Source organism: Bacillus cabrialesii (assembly GCF_004124315.2).
Classification (GTDB): Bacteria; Bacillota; Bacilli; order Bacillales; family Bacillaceae; genus Bacillus; species Bacillus cabrialesii.
In genome coordinates this window covers 795,883-814,444 of sequence record NZ_CP096889.1, presented here as the reverse complement: position 1 = coordinate 814,444, position 18,562 = coordinate 795,883, and the positions used below count along the sequence as shown (strand labels likewise).

Genomic DNA, 18,562 nt, shown 5'->3' with positions numbered 1-18,562 from the left:
CCAAATACAGGGTGATTTTACATCATTTATTGTTATCTATTTTTAGATAAATTAGTTAAAACACTTGTGTCTTTCTATTTCTAAATAAAAAAGTCCAGAAATCACTTTCTGGACTTTTCCTATTTAATACCCTTCCCTCAACACCGCATAGCACTCCCCGATCAGCTCTTCCGCTCCCGGCTCTCCTTTCAGCCCGCGGCGGACGATTTCTGAGGATAGGTTCTGGACTTTGAGCGCTCTTGGGGCTCTTCTTTTGTAATACGCATGAAATGCAGTTTCGATGTCGGCGTGGTTTTTGAGTTCTTCGGCGAGGACGATGGCATCCTCGATGGCCATTGCCGCTCCTTGTGCCAAAGTCGGCGCTCCGGCATGGGCGGCGTCTCCTCCAATGACGACGCGGCCTTTGTACCATAGCTCCTGCACGGCGACCTGTTCCAGTTTGTTAAACATGACAGGATGCTCTTTTGACATATGCTTTGTGACAAAATTCAGCCCCGGAAAGCCAGAGAGAATCTCTTTCACTCTATCAAACCGGGTATCTTCCTCATCCCAGTAATCACTCGTGCAAGCCTGGAGAACGAAGACATAGCCGGCGTGTTCTGCCAATGGCACGACGCCAATTTGTGTGTCTCCGCTTCTATACATCAATGTCGCGTCCTCAAATGTAAAATCAGGAAGCTCGATATAAAAGCGCCACGCCCCCATGCCGAGGTGCTCTTTTTCTGTTTCCTTTTGCAGCATCTTATCGCGAACAGCGGAGTGGATGCCGTCAAAGCCTGCCAGAATGTCAGCCTGCATCTTTTCTCCGTCTTCACATACGGCAGTAACCGATTCAGCCGTTTCTTCATAGGAGACAATCTTTTTCCCCCACTTGATGTCTGCACCCGCTGCTTCGGCATGTTTCATGAGAATGTCATTTAGCGTTTTTCGCAGGATATTATTGCGTCCCGGAAGTGTATCGTCTAAAAAGGATTCACTGACTTGAAACAGCAGATTTCCCTGCGCATCAAACGTTTTAAACCATTCTGTTTGAAAACCATGCTTACAGCACTCTTCGAAGACGCCCAATTCTTTCAAGACGGCCAGTGCATTTTGCGGCTGAAGAATCCCCGCACCTGTTTTCCGGTTTTCTGAAGAAGCCTCACACAAGGTGACGGAAAACCCTGCTTGACTAAGGGAAATGGCCGCTGACAGTCCGCCGATTCCGCCTCCCGCTATTAAAATATGTTTCATATAAATACCCACCTTCTCAGTTCACTATGTAATTAGGCACCTAACTATCTTACCTTACTATGTCCCGTGAAAAGCTGTCAATCATCTCCAAGCTAAGTTGCGTTATGGTTTTCGCTCCTTTATAATCGTGTCACAACGAACGTACGGGAGCTTATAATGATGGAATTAAAACATTTACCGAAATATAAGCATATAACAGAGCACGCCGAGACGTATGCCAATATAGACGCCGGCTCTCTTGAATTGTTTTTATCTCTTTTTGATATCTCTAAAAAAATGAATCATGTGATGGAGGATTACTTCGCAGGCAGCGGGCTGTCAGAAGGAAAATTTAAAATCCTGATGCTGCTCTTTGATGCCAAGGACCACACCTTAAGTCCGACAGAGCTTGCCAAGCAATCCAACGTCACGAAAGCAACGATTACAGGTCTGCTGGACGGGCTGGCGAGGGACGGTTTTGTCAGCCGCAGGCATCACACAGAGGATAAACGAAAAATCAGCATTGAACTGACAAAGGAAGGCAAAGAACGGCTGGAGCAATTTCTGCCCGGCCACTTCAGCAAAATCTCCGCGGTGATGGAAAACTACAGCGACGAGGAAAAAGACATGTTTGTGAAGATGCTTGGTGATCTCTTTGAAAGGCTCAGCGTGTTTAAAGACTAAAAAACATCTCATCAAATGCACAGGCTCCACACCTGACAAAATGACAGCCGCACACCTCCACCTGCCTTTTTAATATTATGGCAAAAAGCGCCTATCCAATGACAGGCGCTTTTTCATTAATCATCACTGCTCAAAATGCCGAAGAAACGAAGCAGGTTGATGAACAAGTTGATAAAGTCAAGGTACAGCGATAATGCCATTACCGGAATTAAGTCTTCCGTAATATGGCGGTGTTTGATTTGGTTCAAATCATACAAAATGTAAAGGGAAAAGACGATGGTTCCGATCACGGAATACGCCATCATCGCCGCTGAGTTTAACGGGCTGAAAATGTTGAAGATGCCAACCACTGCCAGCGCGATCACCGCTACCAGCAGAAATGACCATAGGAAGGATAAATCCTTCTTCATTTTTGCGCCGATTGTGCCCAGAACGGCAAAAATGACAAATGTAGAGCCAAAGGCTTCAAGCACGACATAGGCGCCGGCGATGGAAGCGTAGTGGCTGACGATCGGAAATAAGGTAATGCCGGAAACAAACGCGAATGTATAGACAAACGCATACCCGACCGCTTTTCTTCTGCGCATCCAGAAGGCCAGAATAATCATCGCCACTTCAAGAATGGAAAGCGGCAGCATCAAAGCGATAGGAACAAATTGGCCGATAAAAAGACCGACAGTCGCGATCAGCAGTGTGAAGACAAAGACTGTCAAAATGCGCTGCATGATCGATTGCTTACTCTCGTGAACCGTAGCTTGCATGTCAAAAATCCTCCTAAAAAATGATCTTAAAGGTCTATTATATAAAAATTGGATGAAATATGTATATGTTTTAAGGAGAATTTAATGAAAACAAACGCCCTTATGCGATCACTTTGATTCTTTCCTTTTCAGTGAAAAACGGTGCTTTTCTATTTTTTCAATCTGGGTCACCTGAGAATCATGAACCGTAATCTGAACGGTGCCGAAATCGAGCGTTTCCAGCGAGCTGATTATTTTTTCAATCACTTCCGGATCAATGGTTGATTTTGAAACCAAAAGACCTTCCCCCCTATTGAATATGTTTTAATTCACAGTATTCTTATAAGAATTATAATATTATGTTTTTTTTGATAAATCAATGGTGATTTCTGTTCAAATCAAAAAGGCATATGATCACCTCATTGCGGACAATCATATGCCTGGTCAAACTTCCTATTTGTTTTCTTCCAATTCCTCAACAATACAGCGGACGCCCATATTTTCTAATGCCTGCTTCAGCGTGCCGTACGTTTCATATTCGCTGAAATCAAGCCCCAATTGAATTGATGTCTGGGCCACATCCGGCCGAATCCCTGAAAATACAGCTTTGACCCCTAGCAAGAAAAGCGTTTTTGACAGGTTGTACAATTGCTGCGCCACCATGGTATCCACAATCGGAACACCCGAAAGATCAACGACAAGACTTGTGATTTTTCTCTCGATACAGCGGACGGGCACTGTTTCTAAAATGACCTGTGCCCGTTTCGTATCAATAGAGCCGATAAGCGGCAATATTCCGATTCCATCGGCAATGGAAATCACCGGGCAGCCAAGCTCAGAAATCAGTTCCTGCTGAGACGTGAGCCGCATCAGCGTAAATTTTTGGTACTGCTCGGAAAATTCAATAATCAGCTTATCGAACGACTGATTCACAATGCGGTTCCATCGGTCTGCATCCTCATTTGTGACGATCTCCCGGTTCTCTTTTATAAATGAAACGACCGCATCCCAGAATGAAATTCTTGAGTTTGATATGGCTTCTACGACCTCATGCACTTGAACATCTTGCTCTACCCTGTTTTTCGCAATGGCCAGCGCCCATTTTGCCATATTTTCCTGAAACTCGGTTTGATCCTCCAAAAACGCGCTTGCGATTGTTATATTGGTAAACGTATGCTGCTCGGTTAAGAGCTTTTTCGTTTCTTCACTTAAATTGTCGGCGGAATATAGCTCGCCTTTCAGCTGACATCGCAAACTGAACCATTTCTCGGTAATATCCGCAGTGTTGTCTATGATATATTGATATAATAATTGATCGATATTCACGGTCTGTCTCCTTTTTCATAATAGAAGCTCTTTTATTATAAAATTATAAATCGGAATTGTGAATGGGACTAGGGAAAAATGATATGATTCTGCTTTCAGAGCGTATTCCATTTTCATCCATAGGCGTATGCACCAAAAAAGTCCGCTCGCATAAACTGCAAATGTACAGTTTACAATGAGAAAGGACGTTATCACATGTATTATGTTGATCCTTATATGTTTGCCGGGCATTTTTATGAGCCTTGGCCTGCTTTTGAATATGAATACCGCTATCCATGGCCTGATATTGGCAGCGGCGCTGTTCCTGGTTTCGGCGGCGGCTCCGGCCCTGGCATTGGCGGTGGTGCCGTTCCGGGCTTCGGCGGCGGCTCTGGCCCTGGCATTGGCGGCGGTGCTGGTCCGGGTTTCGGCGGCGCGCCGCAGGGACCCCCGCCTTCCCAAATACCAGCGAAGCCGAAAAAGCCGCAGGGTACTCAAGGAACTGCTTTTTTAGTTGAACCTATCACGATTCGGCCTTGCCTCTTCCGGTTTACCTATGTTTGGTTAACCAACGGCCGCTCATTTTGGTTCTTCCCGATCATTCTTGGGAGAAGATCCGTCGGCGGCTTTTATTGGGATCCTTCACGGCGCCGCTGGGTTTATTTCGCCTTAGACACAAATCTGATCGATGTTGTGAGCTGCTCATATTAATCGAAAATCAGCCGGCTTTACCGGCTGATTTTTTTATGTTGCTTTGGCTGTAAACAGGTTATCGTATGACTATCTTTTAAATTGGAGGTTTCTCTATGATTAAACAAATTGGCACTGTTGCTGTATATGTTGAAGACCAGCAAAAAGCGAAACAATTTTGGGCTGAAAAGGCCGGTTTTGATATTGCGGCAGACCACCCGATGGGACCCGAGGCAAGCTGGCTTGAGGTTGCGCCAAAAGGGGCCGAGACACGTTTAGTCCTTTACCCGAAAGCCATGATGAAAGGCTCTGAACAAATGAAGGCGTCAATCGTGTTTGAATGTGAAGACATCTTTGGTACATACGAGAAAATGAAAGTAAACGGTGTGGAATTTCTCGGTGAGCCGAATCAAATGGAGTGGGGCACCTTCGTTCAATTTAAGGACGAAGACGGCCATGTATTTTTATTGAAAGAATAACGATGCGGCGGCGGTTCTATTCCGATGTGCGCTTCCTTTGACATTGAGAATGAATTTCATTTACAATCATTCATATATGAGAATGATTGGAGAGAGACAGATGTTTGTTCAATTGAGAAAAATGACGGTAAAAGAAGGCCATGCAGATAAAGTCATTGAACGTTTCAGCGCTGAAGGAATCATTGAAAAACAAGAAGGTTTAATTGATGTGACAGTGCTTGAAAAAAACGTCCGCCGCGGCGATGAGGAAGTTGTTGTCATGATTCGCTGGGAATCTGAAGATTACTGGAAGCAATGGGAAAAAAGCGATGCGCATATCGCCGGCCATAAAGCGAACAAAGGCAAATCAAAGCCTGACTATCTGATCAACACTGAGGTGAGCATGTATCATGTACGTGCTGTCAAACAAGGGACATATCATCAATAAAAAGCTTGCGCCTTGCTGCAAGCTTTTTTTATGGGCGTCATGTCGATCTGCTTTGTTCGTATGTTACGGTATACAGCGGCTTATTTTTGTGCCATTCCGCAAAAAACACGTCCTCCGCCTTATCAATGTTCTTCTGTTTCAATTCTTGCTTTAGCCACTGTTCATCCACACCGGCCTCCTTCAGATTATCCCGGACGATCTCTCCGTCTATGATCAACGTGATCGGCAGTGAGACGGACTTCGAAGGAATCTGCAAATCCTTATTTGTCGGTTTCTCAAAGTCGGATTTGGGGAGCACGCTGACCATCCCGTTTGTTTCAAGAATCGCATATTCTACTTCTTGTATCGAGAATGTCCCCGCTTGCCTCAGAAGACTTTGCAGCTGGTTAATGTCCAGCTTGTTTTTCTTCAATACTTTATATTGAAGCTCCCCTTTGCGAATAACGATATTCGGCTCACCCTCCAAGAACTTTCGAGTTGATTTTATTTTTTGCGTGACAAATTCAATCATATAAATCAACACACCCCACAGCAGCGAGGCAAAAACAATTTCTTTTATTTTAATTTCATGATCGTAGACGGCGTTCCCGACCAATTCGCCTAAAATTAAAGCAGAAATAAAGTCAAACGGCGTAATTTGAGAAAATTGGGTTTTCCCTAGAAGTTTTAAGATGATAAATAAAATGCCTAAACCGCATACCAGCTCCACCGCTACACTTAAATAATTTCCCATATTGATAGCACCTACTTCTTGGTAATACTATCAGTATGGTCAACGGCTTCTTTTCTAAACCGGGAAATTCCCCTCCTCTGAAACAGCAGGCCGTTCAACGTTGCATAGCATTTTGGCGCATGTCATCGAAAAGCCGCTCTGCATCACTGCGGTCAATCGTGACAAGCGGATCATTAAGGAAGGCTTGGAATGCGAGGCCGCGATCCTTTGTTAAACCGGCTTCCGCCACTGCCTCCTGATTGGATACGTGCCTTGCCGCCAGCATTTCCACACCCTTTGGCAGCGCCCCGGAACAAATCGGCTGAACACGGTTCTGTGTGATGAGTGCGTTTGTTTCGACAATGGCTTGTAAAGGAAGGTTCGAGACTTGGCCTTGATTTGGCATATTTACATTCGTGACGAGTTCACCCAATCCGAGAAGAGCCGCTATGATGTTCACACCTTCTTCTCCCGAGGCTTTTCTTGCAACACCTTGTTTTTGGACAATCAATTGTTCTGTTTCCTTTCGTTTCTCATCTCTGTCTTGTTTTCTGAATGAAACAGATGTGAGATGAAATTTCCAAGCTTCAGGCTGTTTGAGGTAAGGGCCGGGAAGAAACTCTGCCAGATGCCTGTCACCCGCGGCGGGGATGGCGCCATACGTTTCAAATAAATCAAACGCAACACGGTGTGCCGAACGAAAGACGCTGTCTCTCCAGCTTTCTCCTTCCAGCTCATATCCTGATTCCCCGTAGTGCGCGCTGAATTCACGGAATACAGGCAGCAGGTCAATATGGCGGTAAGAGGCCTCCGTAATCCATGTGAAATGGTTAATGCCGAGGACATTGACACGGATCTCTTCACGCCGCGGCACCTCTATTCCAAGCCTTTCCGTGGCCATTTCCGCCAGCAGCTTTTGCGTGCCGAACACCTCGTGGCAGCAGCCAATCGCTTTGATGCCGGGAAACACTTTATACAGCACTCTTGTACAGACAGACATTGGGTTTGTGTAGTTCATGATCCATGAATCAGGTGCGTAGTCTCTTATTGCCCGGGCAATTTCCGCAAACATCGGGGCCGCTCTTAAACCTCTGATGATCCCGCCCGGCCCGACAGTATCACCAACAGATTGATAAATGCCGCAGCGCTCAGGCAAGTGGACATCGATTTCCATGTCATCCAGCGAACCCGGCAGAATGGAAATAATGACGATATCCGCTCCTGATAACGCCTTTTTTAAAGTAGAAACCGCTTCGTACCTCCATCTTCCTTCTCCGCTGTAATTGCCGATCACTTCATTTTTCTGAGCCGCTTCAAAATCGAGATCATAGAGCGCCACCGTGCCTGACATCCGTTCATCAATCGACAGATCACTCATCAGGCTTCTGGCCCAGCCTTGAGATCCTCCGCCGATATAGGCGATTTTAATCTGATCCAGCATACTGATATGAAACACTCCCTTTCTCAGCCTTTCACCGAACCGATCAGCATTCCTTTTGCAAAGTGTTTTTGTAAAAATGGATAGACCGCCAAAATCGGAAGCGTCGCAATGACAATGACAGCGAGTTTTATTCCCTGCTCCGGCGGAACGGCATTTTGCATCGTATCGCCATTGGTCGCCGTTAAATCCGATAAGATTGTGACCTGGCGAAGCACCATCTGCAGCGGCCATTTTGCACTGTCATTGATATATAAGAGAGCGTGGAAGAAATCATTCCAAATCCCGACCGCATAAAACAGCGCAAAGGTCGCAATAACCGGCTTTGACAGCGGCAGGGCGATCCGCCAGAAAACGCCGATTTCTGAACAGCCGTCAATTTTTGCCGATTCCTCCAGCTCGCGCGGCAGCTGCTGAAAGAAGTTTTTGATAATAATCAGGTTGAACGGATTAATCGCCATCGGCAGAATCAATGCCCAATACGTATCCAAAAGGCCAAGTGATTTCACGACAAGATACGTCGGGATCATGCCGCCGGAAAACAGCATCGAGAAAATCACCAGGTTCAACAGCAGATTCCGCCCCTTCACATGCCGCTTCGCCAGCGGATACGCCATCGTGAAGGTAAAAAACAGCTGCACAGCCGTCCCGACCACGGTGATGAAGATGGATACGCCCATGCTGCGGATGAACGTCGGTGTCGAAAACACATACTTGTAAGCTTCGAGTGTAAAGGTTTTCGGGAAAATAAAGAAGCTGCGCTGAGCGAGCTCCGCTTCTGTCGCAAAGGAACCGGCGATAATATACAAAAACGGCAAAATGGTAATCGCGCCGACACCGCCGAGAAACAGAATGTTGCAGACGTCAAACACCCGCCCGGCTTTTGTGTTATGCATCGTGTGAATTTCAGCCATACCTCTTCCTCCTCTAAAACAATCCTTCCTGATCAAACTTTTTCGCAATGTAATTGGCGCCGAAAATCAAGACAATCCCGACAACCGATTTAAACAAACCGACCGCCGTGCTGTAGCTGTACGCGCCTTGGGTAATTCCCATCATGTACACGTACGTGTCAAAAATATCAGCCACGCTGCGGTTGAGCGAGTTCGTCATCAAATATACCTGTTCAAAGCCGAGATTCAAAAAGCTGCCGATTCTTAAAATCAACAAAACGATAATGGTGCTTCTGATTGCCGGCAGTGTAATATGCCACATTCTCCTGAACCGGCCCGCTCCGTCCATAATGGCGGCTTCATACTGCTCCTGATCAACCGTCGCCAGCGCGGCCAGAAATAAAATCGTTCCCCAGCCCGTCTCCTTCCAGATGCTTTGCATCACAATCATCGGCCGGAACCAGTCCGCGTCCGATAAGAAAGAAATTTGCTCACCTGTCAGGCTCATGACCATTTTGTTGATCACGCCTGTATCGACAGTAAAGAAAACAAAGGTGATGCTGACCACGATTGTCCATGACACAAAATGGGGCACGTAAATAAAGGTTTGGATGCATCTTTTATACACGGCCTTTCTCAGTTCGTTCAAAAGCAAGGCCAAAATGAGAGGCGCCGGAAAGGCAAACAAAAGATCAAGGCTCGCCAGCATAAGGGTATTGCGCAGCAGCCGGAAAAAATCCGGATTCATAAAAAAGTCTTTGAAATAATCAAAGCCGACCCATTCGCTTTTCCAGAAGCCAAGATATGGCGAATAGTCTTTAAATGCGATCAGCACGCCCCACATCGGCAAGTATTTGAAAATCAAAAAATAAAGCAGACCGGGAATAAGAAGAAGATAAAGCCATTTGTCCCGTTTGAGCGCAGCCATCCAGCTGATGCCTTTTTCAGCAGTGAGAACAGGTGCATCTCCCTTCTTCGGCACTGTTTCCATATCTGTTCTCCTTTCGTGGTACCGATGCGCCCGCCGAACGGCAGGCGCATCGGGTTATTTTGACGATTGATATAGTTTGTTCAAGTCCTTCATCAGGTCATTGCCGCCGCTGTTTTTCCAAAGCTCCACCGCATCCTCGAACCCTTTTTCATCAATTTCTCCAATGATGAATTGCGTTCTCGCGTCGAGAATGATGTTGTCAAGCTGGGCGCCTTTTTGGGTATAGACATCAGATACAAGCGACTCAGCCGGGTTAAAGACGGCTATTTTTTCCCCTTCGGTTATGATGTCCTTGCGATGCTGGAAGAGCTTTGTTTTCTGGTCTTCGATGTAATACTCGCTTTTCGGAATGGACATGCTGAACTGCGCCAATCCTTCATGCTCATAGAGGAGGGATTTGTTGTTTTTTTCAAGTGAGGTGAATACGCCGTCCTTGAGCTTGTAATTGCGGCCTTCTACTCCGTTGTTCGTGAGAATCTGAGCTTCCTTATCATTCATCTTATCGAGGAAGGACAGCACCTCTTTCAGCTCTTTTTCGGTTTTGACGCTTGATTTAGGTATGGCGATCATGCCTGAATAACCTGAAGTCGGGAAGGTGCGCTTGCCATTCGGTCCCTCAAGCGAGCCGACGATATCAATCACATCCTTGTTCGATTCATCCGCCTCCTCCATCGCGCTTTGGATTTGAGACGCTCTGGAGCCTGTATCAACGATGACACCCGCTTTTCCTTTCACAAGCGGATCATTCCACTTCGCTGAATCCATGACCGCAAAGTCCTTATTGATTAATCCCTCGTCATAAAGCTTTTTAAAAAACGTGAGCGCCTCCATGTATTCCTTCGTTGTAAAATCAGGTATCAGCTTTCCGTTTTCAACGCCGTAGCGGTTCGGGGCGCCGAACCAGATTTGCAGAACATCCCACGGGCTTCCGTTGCCAAGCCCCATCCACTTCGGCACGACCATGCCGTACGTATCATCCTTGCCGTTACCGTCAGGATCTTTTTCCTTAAAGGCTTTCAGCACTTCATAAAAATCATCAAGCGTTTCCGGCATATCCAGACCGACGTTTTTCAGCCAGTCGGTTCTGATGATCATACATGCTCTGATCAGGTCCCTCGTTCTGTAGATTCCGTACACCTCGCCGTTCACCGAGCTGTTTTTCAAAATCTTTTCATCTGCCTGGCTTACATTCTTGTAGTCTTTTAAATAAGGAGACAGCTCCCAAAACGCCCCCGCTTTGACGGACTTGATAAAGCCCGCTGATTTATCTTTAATCACAATGGCATGAGGCATCTCTCCGGAAGCCATGACGATGTTGAATTTGTCGTTGTAGGATGAATCAGGCACCCATGTGACCTTAATCTCTTTGCCTGTATATTTTTCGAGCGCTTTTAATGAAGGGCTCTTTTCACTCGGGCTTTCCGGCGATAAGAGCGGCGCCATGATTTTGATCGTGTCTTTCGAACCGCCTGCTGAACTGGATGTTTCCGAATTGCTGCATCCGGCGATCATCATGGCAGCGAGCGGCAAGGCCAGCCATTTTTTTCGCATTCTATTTTTCATGATGCGTAAGTCCCCCTTTTTTCATTTTGCATTTCCCCTTTGCCCCTCCCAATATAAAGCGCTTACATAAATTCTTGCAATCTTCATTTTTTGCACCATTTCTCCTATGAAATTGCGGCTGTTATCCTTTTTTGCCGGATGTATCTTTTTTTGCCGGAAGGGAATCCCCGATCAGTTCCAGCGCTGCTATGACGTTCAAACACCATTGAGAGACGGTGTTCGTTGTCACCCACGGGAGCTCCTCCAGCTGCGTCCACGTCTGGATGCGCTCAGGTTTAATTGGAAGCGGTGTATGACTCAGCTTATCATCGAGCAAAAGATTCCACGCTTTGGCGGCGAGATGAGGATCTTGTTTTTTTCTTGCGGCGTAGGCGGTCATGGCAGCGGCGAACATCGGCCAGTGAAAATGCCTGTCATGAAGCGCGCCTCCGCTTTTTTTCCGTTTTTCTTCATCACTGAGTGTGTAAAATTCGCCGAACTCACTCAGCATTTCCTCCCATTCCCGATCATCAAGAAGCTCAGCCAGCTCCATCCATACTTGCGGCGCGCCGAAGGCAATGATCATATGATATCCGCCCGCTATGCCGTCTCCCATATGATGAAGCATCGAGGTCGCCGGATCATATTCAAATGTCGGGCCGGATAATAAGCGGAGCGGGAGCCGCTTCAAACAGCTGATGCCCGTTTCGATTTTTTTGAGATATTCGGGATTCTCTGTGCGCTCCCATTCCGCCAGCCAATTCGAGCAAAACGCCGCCCAGTCCGGTCCCGTTCTGGCGTGAGTCGGATGCTTGCCTTTCTCGTAAAAAGCGCGCATCGGATCGGTTTTGACGAGGGCGCAGTCGGCGTCCTTCACTTCTGTCAAAAGATCTCCCGTCCGTTCATCTCCCGTCAGATAATAATAGAATTTATAAAGCCCGGCCATGCTGATCCTCGCTTCCTTGCAGCCGCATCCCCAGTGCACCACGTTATGCCGTGAGCCAAGCCCTGCGTATTCACCGAGGTGAAAGCTGTCCGTTTCGCTCGTGTGGCGGGTCATAGCTTCTGCCATTCGGAAGATATCCTCTCGGCCCGAGCGGAAAAACGCCTGCCACAGCCATAAGGTCGGAACGAGTTCATTGTTTTGCCATGCGTATCCGCCGAGATCGTACCTCCACATATGCCGGATCGGGTCATATGTATGCATGACATCGCCATAATGCCAAAACCCGTACCACCTACGCTGTTCTACTTCCTTTTTATAAAACAGAAAGGCGGCGTCGAGCTGTTCTTCCAGCTCTTTTTTGAGCGGATGGGATGTGTCAATGACACTCCAAACCCCGAGTGCCTTTGATTCGTAATAAATATCCGGCTCGCATACAAGCATCGGCGGCGCCTGCCATTTGTCGGCGTGCGCATTGAGGACATCATCTGACGGCATGTGCGAAAAGCACGATAGGCTGATTTCATTTGTGTTGGCAATGCCGGTCGGATCAGAGCGCATTTCATCAAAGCCTTCATACGCGCTGGCCACATGGGTGTTTCCTGTATAATGCCGCAAATCCATCGCTTCTCCGTCCGGGGGCCAAAGCCAGATGGTCATTTTTGGATGGCTGCCGGCAAGGCCGGTGATCTCCAGTGCTGACGGATATTTCTCAAAAAAATACCGCAGGCCGAGTGCTATGCCCCCATTTTCGCCGCCCGCATAGCAAAGCCCCTTCGCCCGGCTGCCATGCAGCATGCCGACCCACGCATAATCTTTTCCGGTCCGTTTTGACAAGCTGTAATGATCGCTGGAATCCTGAACGAGCTTAATATCGTTCCAAACTGCGTTCTGTGTGCCGTTCGCAAACCATTCCTTGTGCTCTTCACTTGGAGACAGCAATTCGCCATTGATTTGTTTTTCATAAAGCGGATACCGTTCATTGAATTTACGTGTACCAAACAGCTGGGCGGGTTCTTTGTACATCCCTTTCTCTCCCGCAAAACGGAAATGGCGGTTGTACGGCTCCCCTTCCAGAACAAGGTCAAATTCGATGCCGAGCCCTTTAATGAATTCTTGTTTGCTATTTTTGTCGATCAGCTGCGTGTGTACGATGCTGATCTCAGACAGCCCGGCATAAAACGTCAATCGGATGACAAACGGCAGCCATTCTTCATTTTTGAGCATGTGCACACCCTCTATTTTGACCACCGCTTTGACAGGGCCGCTCTTTTCAATCATCGTCCTTTTGATGAGGCTGACAGACGTTTCATGAAAAAGAACCGTTTCCGCCGCCGTCTCTTTTCTCGTTTCTCTAATGGCAACAAGCCTCCCGCCTGCGGCGATCGGCTTTCCGTTGTTCTGCAATGATTGAATGAAGTCGGAGCCTGTTTTATTGATGGTGCAGATGAGTGTTCCTGTATCGACTTGGATGTCATGCCCTGAGTCTTTGATGCTGAGCGTTTCAGCTGGCTGCGGGGAATCGCCTTTTTGGATTGCATATCTTTGCTGCTCCTGTCCGCTGAACACCGCCGCGTGCTTCGTCCACTTGATGCTTCCGTCCGGCCAATAGGCCGACGGTTCGCTTTGCACGTATCGGCTTTCCGCCTTTTCATTCACAAGCGCCAGACAGTCTCCTTTTTGCAATTCTCCTTTTTTCCATGGCACGCCCCACGCCACACCGCTTGTCACCTTCGGCTGTTCTGATAACCATTTGATCTTTTTCATCGTCTATCCTCCCATAGAAAAAAGCTGATTCGATGCCAAAGAATCAGCTGTGATGTTCAAACTGAATCACACGGTATTCATGCGGTCCGACAGCCAGCCTCCCCGCTTTCTCCGAACGGCTGGCCAACAGATCCGTTCCCGTCTCCGGCAGTGTCACGCTTCCGCCTTTTCCATCCATATTGACGATGATCCACACAAGGCCGTTATCGCCTTTGCGAGGGGCAACGATCGTGCCTGGTGTCACATCCGAGCGGACGGAAATATCTGCTTCAGCCGCGTAATGCCTGACGAGCGCTTCCAGCATCGCATCCCCTTCTTTCCCTGATGGAAGCGAGCCGAGCATGACGATTTTCCCTTTGCCGTGCTTCTGTTCTGCCAAAAAGGCATGGCCTGCTCCAGGTCCCGATTCAACCGTGCCAAGGGTATTTCCGCTCCCTGTATCAAACACCGCGCTCCACAGCCCGAGCGGCGCCGTGATGCCAAACGCTTTTCCTGTATTCACGTCCTCGTTCATCGGAAAGGTAAACAGCGTTTTGACCTCTGATGTTTTCTCAAGTTCGCCAAGTCCGCAATCGGTATGAATGGTATGCTCGCTTGTGCGCCCGCCTGTCAGAGGCCCCGCGATCCAGATGCCTCCCGCTTCGGCGAATGCGGAAGCTTTGTTGATCAATTCAGGAGACAGATACGGCAAAAATGGCGTAAACAGCAAGCGGTATCCGTCCAGCGGAGCGCCTTCCGGAATGAGATCACGGTGAATCCCCGTATGCAGAATGCGCTCATAAAAATGCGTCACAAGCGAACGGTGCCGGAGTCCGCGGTGAGGTTCTGTTTTGATATATGCTTTCGCTCTGTCGGAGTACGTCATCGCCGCCTCGGCTTGAACGGGTTCGGTGGATAGAATGACTGATTCGATTTCCTTTCTTGCCCGCTCGACAGCCAGCACGTTCTGATAGCCAACGGTCGGCTCGCCCCAAGCACTCAGAACGGAGCCGTGCGAAATCTCGCTCCCCGAACGCTGCTGGCGCCACAGCCAATAGCAAAAGCCCTCGCTTCCTAAGGCGTAGGATGATACGGCTTCAGCCTGTAAATAACCGTCGGCGTGCGGAAAAGCGGAGCTTTCAAGCGAGGCGGCATACGAAGGGCTCGTTTCCAAAATCCAAAACGGGCGCCCTTGTTTTAAATTTCTCCACAAATCACAGTTCAATAAAAAGGCAGAGGCGTTTTCCTGCGAAGCGTATGTGTCATAAGAGGCGAGATCAAGATTCCGAAACATCCGCTCATTGTCCACGCTGAACATGACAGAGCCGTTATGCGTGATCGGCGCATCTGAATAACAACGGATGATTTTGGCCTGCTCATCCGCGAATTGAGCAATCATCTCCATTGAAAACAGCTGGTACATGGTGCTTAGAGAGGCATGGTGCAGAAACGGGGCCGGTCCCGGCTGCGGCACTTGCTCAAACGTCTGGTAGGTTTCGCTCCACACATCGGTTCCCCACGCTTCGTTTAACCGCTCAATCACGCCATAGCGGCTTTTGAGCCAGTCATGCCATAAGTGCAAGCACGTCTCACACATGCATTCAGCAACATGGCATTTAAACTCATTGTCTAGCTGCCAGCCGATCAGCCCCGGGAGCTGGCCAAGCTCCTTGGCAATGTTTGTGGTAATGATGGCGGCTCTTTTTCGGAAATACGGGTTGTTCGTGCATGCATGCTGACGCGAGCCGTGCCCCATGACCTCTCTTTTTTCGTTAACATGCATGCGCTCCGGCCGCCCATGCGACAGCCAAATCGGCGGTGTAGGCGTCGGTGTGCACATAATCGTTTCGATGCCGTTGTCATACAGCCGGGTGATGATTTCTTTGAAAAAACCGACGTCAATTTTCCCTTCTTCCGGTTCCATGACGGACCAGGCAAATTCGCCGATTCGCACAACATTCACGCCAACTTCACACATGACGTCAATGTCCTGCCGAATCGTCTTTTCATCCCATAATTCCGGATAATAGCAAGCGCCGTGATATAGTTTTCCCTTCACATTCTTCACCCTTCTTTGATGATCGATTCTGTCAATGGCAGGCCGAGCTCCTTTATGCCTTTCGCCACAAGTTTTGCCATTTCATTTGCGCCTTTTTTTGTAAAGTGCGTGTAATCGTTTATTCCTTCCGATACCATAAAATAGGTGTACACTTTTTCCTCTCCCTTTTCGGTAAAGAAAGCGAGGCTTTTCTCCATCAGATCAATGAGCTGCACATTCTCCTCAGCAGCCGTCTGCTTCATGGCATTGCAATAATCAGGAAAGTCGTTCAAAAACACGCCGTTTTCGTAATGAAAGCGGGCTACGGGGGTAATGAGAAGTGGATGGGCGCCTTTTTCCCTTGCGCCTGCGATATATTGTTTTAAATATTGTTTATAGGTGGTATAGGGCTCTGTGTAGCGCTCCGGCTTATTTTTCGACGCGTCGTTATGGCCCATCTGCACAAAAAGCCAGTCATCCGGCTCGATCACATCAAGGATCGCTTGAAGCCTGCCCTCTTCCACAAAAGTTTTGGAGCTTCTTCCCCCGATCGCCCTGTTAATCACTTGAATATGCTCCGGCAGATGCGAGCCGAGAAACTGTCCCCAGCCCCCTTGATTTGTGCTGTCTCCATACGTTTGAACAGTCGAATCGCCGGCAAGATAAATATGATTTGCCATTTTTCATTCCCCCTCGTTTTTTTCATTTCATATGGCTTCGATCATGGCAGCTCTTTCCCTTGAAAAACCGGTGAGTGCAACGCCTGAACATTGATCTTCCTGCCCTTTGATAAGTCATCTTGTCGTACTGTTCAGCCTTTGCTTCGTATCCCTTAGTTCCTCCTATGTCGGCGCCTCCGCTTTGCTTCCCGCTATGTACAGGGCGGGCTTCGGCGGTTTTTTCATTCCCGTTCCGAGATAAAATCCCGTGTGCGGCGGCTGGTTGTAAGCGGTGTTCTGCCAGGCGATGCCGGGCCTGTAAACCGGGTCGTGCATCAGCGTGTAAAAGCGGTGGCGGGTGAGATTTGTCGTTGTATATATGCGGAGCGCGCTGCTGTCTTCGGTTCTCCATATCACTTCTTCCCTCCAGTCCCCGAACAGGTTGGCTTGAAGAACAGGGTTTCCTTTTGTGCCGTTGTTGGACAGCACGCCGGCCGGCTGAAATATCGTCTTCAGACAGCCGTTTTCAGCATCCCATTTTTCAATCTTCGGCCTGCCGATCGTTCCGTCCCAGTCATGATCAAGCAGCTCCCTGACCAAATCACCGTCCCACCAGATGGCGAAATTGGCTGAAGCGGGCGCTTTGTCGCTGATTTTTTCACCTTTGCTCGTGAAAAGCCCATACGACATGCCATCATTGCCCGGCGGATCGATTCCCCAGACGAGCGATCCTTTGTAGCATGGATCGATATGAGCCGCCATTCCCCGGCCGACATCGGTTCCGGCATGGACGCCCCACAAAATCTCGCCGGTGCCGGCATCACGAAGCGACAGTCCGTACGGCTTCGAAGCATCCTCATGCACCTGAAACACTTCAAGCCCTTTTCGGGACGGGTCCAGATCGCCTACATGCATCGCGTCTCCGTGCCCGAGCCCCGTTGTGTACAAGCCGGTGCCATCATGGTCAACCGCCATGGCGCCGTAAATGATCTCATCCATCCCGTCTCCGTCAACATCCGCCACACTCAAGCTGTGATTGCCTTGCCCCGCGTACGCTTCATAGCCCGGCTGGTTGGAGTCAAATATCCAACGCTTCTTGAGCCTGCCGTTTCTGAAATCGTATGCCACAAGAACGGCTCTCGTATAGTAGCCGCGCGCCATTACGAGGCTCGGCCGCTCCCCATCCAAATAAGCGATTCCGGCGAGAAAACGGTCCATCCGGTTTCCATAGCCGTCTCCCCAATCCTCCAGTTTGCCGCGGGGCGGTTCGTATTCCACGGTCGTGAGCGCTTCACCGGTTTCTCCTTTAAACACCGTCAAATATTCCGGTCCGGACAGGATTCTCCCCTGTTCATTTCTAAAATCGGCATGCTCATCGCCGATGATGCGCCCTTTCCCGTCTGTTGTGCCGTCGGCTGTTTTCATGGCGATTTCCGCTTTCCCATCACCGTCCAGGTCATAGACCATAAACTGGGTATAATGCGCACCCGCTCTGATGTTTCTGCCGAGATTGATGCGCCATAAAAAGGTGCCGTCCAGTTTATAGGCATCTATGAGAACCTCCCCGGTATATCCGTCATGAGCGTTGTCTTTTGAATTGGATGGGTCCCACTTCAGGATGATTTCATATTCTCCATCCCCGTCCACATCACCGACACTGGCATCATTGGCGCTGTAGGTGTACGGCTTTCCGTCCGGCGTCACACCGCCTTCCGGTTTGTTGAGCGGCACCTCCAGGATATTTTCCCGCCAGGCTGGAGCTTCGTTGGACAGCTTTTCTTCCCGTCCTTTATTGACGGCTGCCACCTGATAAACAGAGTCCGCCGTTCCGTTTCGATCAAGAAAATTGGTGCTGTCCTCGATAGGCTCGCGGGTGATCCTCTTTCCGTTCCGATAAAGGTGAAAAGCCGTCGTCTCATGATCCGTTCCGAGAAAACGCCAGCTGACAAACACGCCCTGCTCTGTCTTGACCGCAATCAGGCCTCTGGTCAAGTATTCCATTTGCCTCTTTTTTGGTTTCATTTGATGGGAACGGGCTGCGCGCAGCCCGTTCCTTCCCCCTT

At 48.6% G+C, this 18,562-nt stretch carries 17 protein-coding genes; 4 read left to right on the top strand and 13 right to left on the bottom strand.

All coding sequences use genetic code 11. The features are described from left to right. Positions 1-123 precede the first annotated feature (123 nt). Positions 124-1,233, bottom strand: coding sequence for an FAD-dependent oxidoreductase (locus tag EFK13_RS04165; protein WP_129506433.1), 1,110 nt, complete (start codon positions 1,231-1,233; stop codon positions 124-126). A gap of 159 nt (positions 1,234-1,392) precedes the next feature. Between EFK13_RS04165 and yetL the strand changes: the two genes are divergently transcribed. Beyond that, on the top strand, positions 1,393-1,896 hold the full coding sequence (yetL, locus tag EFK13_RS04160; RefSeq protein ID WP_129506509.1) for a transcriptional regulator YetL: 504 nt from the start codon (positions 1,393-1,395) through the stop codon (positions 1,894-1,896). 116 nt (positions 1,897-2,012) lie between these two features. Here the strand turns inward: yetL and EFK13_RS04155 are convergent, their stop codons facing one another. From EFK13_RS04155 to EFK13_RS04145, 3 genes are all read right to left on the bottom strand, one after another. Then, entirely contained in the window at positions 2,013-2,657 is a 645-nt protein-coding gene (locus EFK13_RS04155) for a Bax inhibitor-1/YccA family protein (protein ID WP_129506434.1), read from the bottom strand. 108 nt (positions 2,658-2,765) lie between these two features. Continuing rightward, positions 2,766-2,933 carry a YezD family protein gene (locus EFK13_RS04150; protein ID WP_014476089.1) on the bottom strand — a complete coding sequence of 56 codons (168 nt, stop codon included), beginning with the start codon at positions 2,931-2,933 and terminating at the stop codon, positions 2,766-2,768. A gap of 156 nt (positions 2,934-3,089) precedes the next feature. Next, a complete protein-coding gene (locus EFK13_RS04145; RefSeq protein ID WP_129506435.1) occupies positions 3,090-3,962 on the bottom strand; it encodes an STAS domain-containing protein in 873 nt (290 codons plus the stop codon). Between the two features lie 195 nt (positions 3,963-4,157). On the opposite strand from EFK13_RS04145, the gene EFK13_RS04140 reads away from it, so the two are divergent. The 3 genes from EFK13_RS04140 to hmoA all read left to right on the top strand — a co-directional run bounded on the left by EFK13_RS04140 (position 4,158) and on the right by hmoA (position 5,537). Then, positions 4,158-4,652: a hypothetical protein gene (locus tag EFK13_RS04140; RefSeq protein ID WP_129506436.1), complete on the top strand. Its 495-nt coding sequence runs from the start codon at positions 4,158-4,160 to the stop codon at positions 4,650-4,652. A gap of 95 nt (positions 4,653-4,747) precedes the next feature. Beyond that, positions 4,748-5,110, top strand: a complete 363-nt coding sequence (locus EFK13_RS04135) for a VOC family protein (protein ID WP_129506437.1) — start codon at positions 4,748-4,750, stop codon at positions 5,108-5,110. A 100-nt stretch (positions 5,111-5,210) separates the two neighbouring features. Further along, positions 5,211-5,537: a heme-degrading oxygenase HmoA gene (gene hmoA / locus EFK13_RS04130; RefSeq protein WP_129506510.1), complete on the top strand. Its 327-nt coding sequence runs from the start codon at positions 5,211-5,213 to the stop codon at positions 5,535-5,537. Positions 5,538-5,574: 37 nt separating this feature from the next. Here the strand turns inward: hmoA and EFK13_RS04125 are convergent, their stop codons facing one another. The 9 genes from EFK13_RS04125 to rhgX all read right to left on the bottom strand — a co-directional run bounded on the left by EFK13_RS04125 (position 5,575) and on the right by rhgX (position 18,521). Beyond that, entirely contained in the window at positions 5,575-6,270 is a 696-nt protein-coding gene (locus tag EFK13_RS04125) for a YetF domain-containing protein (protein ID WP_129506438.1), read from the bottom strand. Positions 6,271-6,364: 94 nt separating this feature from the next. Further along, on the bottom strand, positions 6,365-7,705 hold the full coding sequence (gene lplD / locus EFK13_RS04120; RefSeq protein ID WP_129506439.1) for an alpha-galacturonidase LplD: 1,341 nt from the start codon (positions 7,703-7,705) through the stop codon (positions 6,365-6,367). A gap of 8 nt (positions 7,706-7,713) precedes the next feature. Next, positions 7,714-8,601, bottom strand: coding sequence for a carbohydrate ABC transporter permease (locus EFK13_RS04115; RefSeq protein WP_129506440.1), 888 nt, complete (start codon positions 8,599-8,601; stop codon positions 7,714-7,716). 13 nt (positions 8,602-8,614) lie between these two features. Further along, positions 8,615-9,571, bottom strand: coding sequence for an ABC transporter permease (locus EFK13_RS04110; RefSeq protein WP_129506441.1), 957 nt, complete (start codon positions 9,569-9,571; stop codon positions 8,615-8,617). Positions 9,572-9,625: 54 nt separating this feature from the next. Next, the gene (locus EFK13_RS04105; protein WP_129506442.1) at positions 9,626-11,134 is read right to left on the bottom strand and encodes an extracellular solute-binding protein; all 1,509 of its coding nucleotides are present in this window, start codon (positions 11,132-11,134) and stop codon (positions 9,626-9,628) included. Between the two features lie 121 nt (positions 11,135-11,255). Next, positions 11,256-13,823 carry an exo-rhamnogalacturonan lyase family protein gene (locus EFK13_RS04100; RefSeq protein WP_129506443.1) on the bottom strand — a complete coding sequence of 856 codons (2,568 nt, stop codon included), beginning with the start codon at positions 13,821-13,823 and terminating at the stop codon, positions 11,256-11,258. A gap of 43 nt (positions 13,824-13,866) precedes the next feature. Then, positions 13,867-15,861, bottom strand: coding sequence for a beta-galactosidase (locus tag EFK13_RS04095; RefSeq protein ID WP_129506444.1), 1,995 nt, complete (start codon positions 15,859-15,861; stop codon positions 13,867-13,869). Positions 15,862-15,866: 5 nt separating this feature from the next. Beyond that, positions 15,867-16,520: a rhamnogalacturonan acetylesterase gene (locus EFK13_RS04090; protein ID WP_129506445.1), complete on the bottom strand. Its 654-nt coding sequence runs from the start codon at positions 16,518-16,520 to the stop codon at positions 15,867-15,869. Between the two features lie 162 nt (positions 16,521-16,682). Next, positions 16,683-18,521, bottom strand: a complete 1,839-nt coding sequence (gene rhgX, locus EFK13_RS04085; protein ID WP_129506446.1) for a rhamnogalacturonan exolyase — start codon at positions 18,519-18,521, stop codon at positions 16,683-16,685. Positions 18,522-18,562: the final 41 nt, after the last annotated feature.